Consider the following 3,985-nt stretch of genomic DNA (forward strand, 5'->3'; position numbering starts at 1 on the left):
CAGTGAACAACCTGTGGGAGCGGGCTTGCCCGCGAATGGGGCCCTAAGGCCCTACACAGCTGTCATTACTTGACGACAACCTTGCCCTTCATCATCGAGATGTGGCCCGGGAAGGTGCAGAAGAAGCTGTAGTCGCCACCGGCTTCGAGCTTGGTCGCATCGAACTTCACTTCGGTTTCCTTCTCAGGCGCGCCGATCATCTTGGTGTGGGCGATGATCGCAGCGTTGTCAGCCTTGATGTAGTCCTTGTCCAGACCCTGGGTCATGCCTTCGGTGGCGATGGCCTGCATGTCGGCGGTCTTGCTGATCACCAGGTTGTGACCCATGACGTTCTTCGGCAGGCTGCCGGAGTGGGTCAGCTTGACGGTGAACTCCTTGCAGCTCTTGTCGACGGCGATTTCCTTGGTGTTGAAGGACATCTGGTCAGTCGAGTCGACGGTCACCGAGCACTCGGCGGCGAACACAGAAGCGCTGGCGAGGGTCAGCAGGGATACCGCTACAGCTTTCGCAAACATCGTGAATCTCCTTGGCAGGGTTTTATCAATTGCGAGACTGCCTGAAACCGGCCAGACCCTTGCTGATTTGAGTCAAGGGCCATCAATGAGCCAGCCAGTAGTATTGTTCAATGGATTGTATACAAACAATCTAAGAGCACATCATGCCTGCTTGATAGACGATGGGACAACCTCTCATTTAGGAGCAAGTGCCATGAATCTCGGAAATTTCATGCGCAGCCTGTTGGCTGCCTATGCGTGCGGCGCAACCGGCGCAGCGGTCTGTGAGTTCGCCCGACCGGAGTGAATTCGACGCTTGGAGCACGCGCCATTGCGCCTTACCCTGTGTGCCCCACTGCCTGCGCAGCGGGTGAACTGCACTGGAGATAAGCAATGCCCGTACGTTCCGTCTGTGTCTTCTGCGGCGCCAGCATCGGCGCCAACCCAGCCTATCGTGAAGCCGCCATCGCCCTCGGCCAGGCCATCGCCCACCGCGGCCTGACCCTGGTCTACGGCGGTGGCGCCGTCGGCCTCATGGGCATCGTCGCCGATGCTGCCATGGCGGCAGGTGGCGAAGTCATCGGCATCATCCCGCAGAGCCTGATGGACGCCGAGGTTGGCCACAAAGGGTTGACGCGCCTGGAAGTGGTCGACGGCATGCATGCTCGCAAGGCGCGCATGGCCGAACTCAGCGATGCCTTTATCGCCCTGCCGGGTGGGCTGGGTACGTTGGAGGAATTGTTCGAAGTCTGGACCTGGGGCCAACTGGGCTATCACGCCAAGCCACTGGGGCTGCTGGATGTGAATGGTTTCTATGAAAAGCTTGGCGGCTTCCTCGACCATATCGTCGAGGAAGGTTTCGTGCGACCGCAGCACCGGGCGATGCTGTTGCTCGGTCAGCGGGCGGATGAGTTGCTCGATGGCATGGACAGCTTCATCGCCCCGGTGGCACCGAAGTGGGTCGATCACAAGCCTGATTGACAGCTTTTACAGAGCCTGTGGGGGCAGCGCTTCGCCCCCACAATGCTCCATGCAGGCTTGGAGGTCAGCGCGGGATAACGGGCTGACGCGGCTTCTTCTTACCACCGCCCTTGGCCGCTTCCTTGCGCTCCTTGGCCGCCTGCTGGTTGCGGGCGAATGCCTCGGCCTTGGCCTTCTCGCGCTTGTCCCACGGCTTGCTGCCATCGCTGGCACGCGGCGGCAGGCCGTTGTGCTGGGTGAGGATCTTCTGCTCCTTGGCCACCTTGTGGCTACCGGCAGGCGTCGAGTTCTTGCGACGGGCGCTCTGGTAGCTGTCGGTCTGCGGCTGGTGCAGCGGGATCAACTGGTGCTTGCCCGGGCCGATCAGGTCGGCGCGGCCCATGCGGGTCAGCGCTTCACGCAGCATCGGCCAGCCCTTCGGGTCGTGGTAGCGCAGGAATGCCTTGTGCAGGCGGCGCTGCTCGTCGCTCTTGACGATCTCCACACCCTCGCTCTTGTAGGTGACCTTGCGCAGCGGATTCTTGCCCGAGTGGTACATAGCCGTGGCCGAGGCCATGGGCGAAGGGTAGAACGCCTGCACCTGGTCGGCGCGGAAACCGTTGCCCTTGAGCCACAGGGCCAGGTTCATCATGTCTTCGTCGGTGGTGCCTGGGTGCGCCGCGATGAAGTACGGGATCAGGTACTGCTCCTTGCCCGCTTCTTTCGAGTATTTCTCGAACATGCGCTTGAAGCGGTCGTAGCTGCCGATGCCCGGCTTCATCATCTTGTCCAGCGGACCACGCTCGGTGTGCTCCGGGGCGATCTTGAGGTAGCCACCTACGTGGTGGGTGACCAGCTCCTTCACGTACTCCGGCGACTCGACCGCCAGGTCGTAACGCAGGCCCGAGGCGATGAGGATCTTCTTCACCCCCGGCAACGCGCGGGCCTTGCGATACAGCGAAATCAGCGAGCTGTGGTCGGTGTTGAGGTTCTCGCAGATCCCCGGGAACACGCATGACGGCTTGCGGCAGTGCTTCTCGATCTCGTGGCTCTTGCAGGCGATGCGGTACATGTTGGCGGTCGGGCCGCCCAGGTCGGAGACCACGCCGGTGAAGCCCGGCACCTTGTCACGCATCTCCTCGATCTCGTGCAGGATCGATTCGTGGGAGCGGTTCTGGATGATCCGGCCTTCGTGCTCGGTGATCGAGCAGAAGGTGCAGCCGCCGAAACAGCCACGCATGATGTTCACCGAGAAACGGATCATCTCGTAGGCCGGGATACGCTCCTTGCCGTAGGCCGGGTGCGGCACGCGCGCGTAGGGCATGCCGAACACGTAGTCCATTTCCTCGGTGCTCATGGGAATGGGTGGCGGGTTGAACCACACATCCACTTCACCGTGCTTCTGCACCAGGGCGCGGGCGTTGCCCGGGTTGGTCTCCAGGTGCAGCACGCGGTTGGCGTGGGCATAGAGCACCGGGTCGTTGCGGACCTTCTCGAACGATGGCAGGCGGATCACCGACTTCTCGCGGGTCACGCGCGGGCTGTCGAGAATCTGTACGACCTTGGCTTCGTTCGGGTCTTCCACCTCGCCCTTGGCCTGCTCGATGGCGCAGGCCTGGGTATCCTGGGTGTTGACGTAGGGGTTGATGATCTTGTCGACACGGCCCGGACGGTCGATGCGGGTGGAGTCGATCTCGTACCAGCCCTCGGGGGTGTCACGACGGATGAACGCAGTGCCACGCACGTCGGTGATGGATTCGATCTTCTCGCCGTTGGACAAGCGCTGGGCAACCTCGACCACCGCCCGCTCGGCATTGCCGAACAGCAGGATATCGGCGCTGGCATCGACCAGGATCGAGTGGCGGACCTTGTCCTGCCAGTAGTCGTAATGGGCGATGCGGCGCAGCGACGCCTCGATGCCACCGAGCACGATCGGCACGTGCTTGTAGGCTTCCTTGCAGCGCTGGCTGTACACCAGGCTGGCGCGGTCAGGACGGCTGCCGGCCAGGCCACCAGGCGTGTAGGCGTCGTCGGAACGGACCTTCTTGTCGGCGGTGTAGCGGTTGATCATCGAGTCCATGTTGCCGGCCGCGACACCGAAGAACAGGTTCGGCTCGCCGAGCTTCATAAAGTCGTCTTTGGACTGCCAGTTCGGCTGGGCGATGATGCCGACGCGAAAGCCCTGGGCTTCCAGCAGGCGGCCGATGATGGCCATGCCGAACGACGGATGGTCGACGTAGGCGTCACCGGTCACGATGATGATGTCGCAGGAGTCCCAGCCGAGCTGATCCATCTCCTCCCTGCTCATTGGCAGGAAAGGCGCTGGCCCGAAGCATTCGGCCCAGTACTTGGGATAGTCGTAGAGTGGTTTGGCTGCTTGCATGTCAGTGACCGGTTCTGGTGTGCAGGGAAATCGCGGGCGCGGAATATAGCACAAATTTTGACCAAATCCGACGGTGGTGGTCGGAATCATAGTGATCGCCCAGAAAAACATCGCCCCCCTGTGGGAGCGGGTTTACCCGCGAATGCGA

General features: G+C 61.9%; 3 protein-coding genes. 1 reads left to right on the forward strand and 2 read right to left on the reverse strand.

Features of this window, described 5'->3' with window-relative positions; genetic code table 11:
* Positions 1 to 65 precede the first annotated feature (65 nt).
* The gene (azu, locus tag ACPZMI_RS00100; protein WP_426351417.1) at positions 66 to 515 is read right to left on the reverse strand and encodes an azurin; all 450 of its coding nucleotides are present in this window, start codon (positions 513 to 515) and stop codon (positions 66 to 68) included.
* Between the two features lie 372 nt (positions 516 to 887).
* Between azu and ACPZMI_RS00105 the strand changes: the two genes are divergently transcribed.
* Positions 888 to 1,475, forward strand: coding sequence for a cytokinin riboside 5'-monophosphate phosphoribohydrolase (locus ACPZMI_RS00105; protein WP_186665942.1), 588 nt, complete (start codon positions 888 to 890; stop codon positions 1,473 to 1,475).
* Between the two features lie 64 nt (positions 1,476 to 1,539).
* On the opposite strand, the gene ACPZMI_RS00110 is transcribed toward ACPZMI_RS00105, so the two are convergent.
* Positions 1,540 to 3,837 carry a YgiQ family radical SAM protein gene (locus ACPZMI_RS00110; RefSeq protein WP_186709692.1) on the reverse strand — a complete coding sequence of 766 codons (2,298 nt, stop codon included), beginning with the start codon at positions 3,835 to 3,837 and terminating at the stop codon, positions 1,540 to 1,542.
* Positions 3,838 to 3,985 lie beyond the last annotated feature (148 nt).

Source organism: Pseudomonas wayambapalatensis (assembly GCF_049942315.1).
GTDB lineage: Bacteria > Pseudomonadota > Gammaproteobacteria > Pseudomonadales > Pseudomonadaceae > Aquipseudomonas > Aquipseudomonas wayambapalatensis.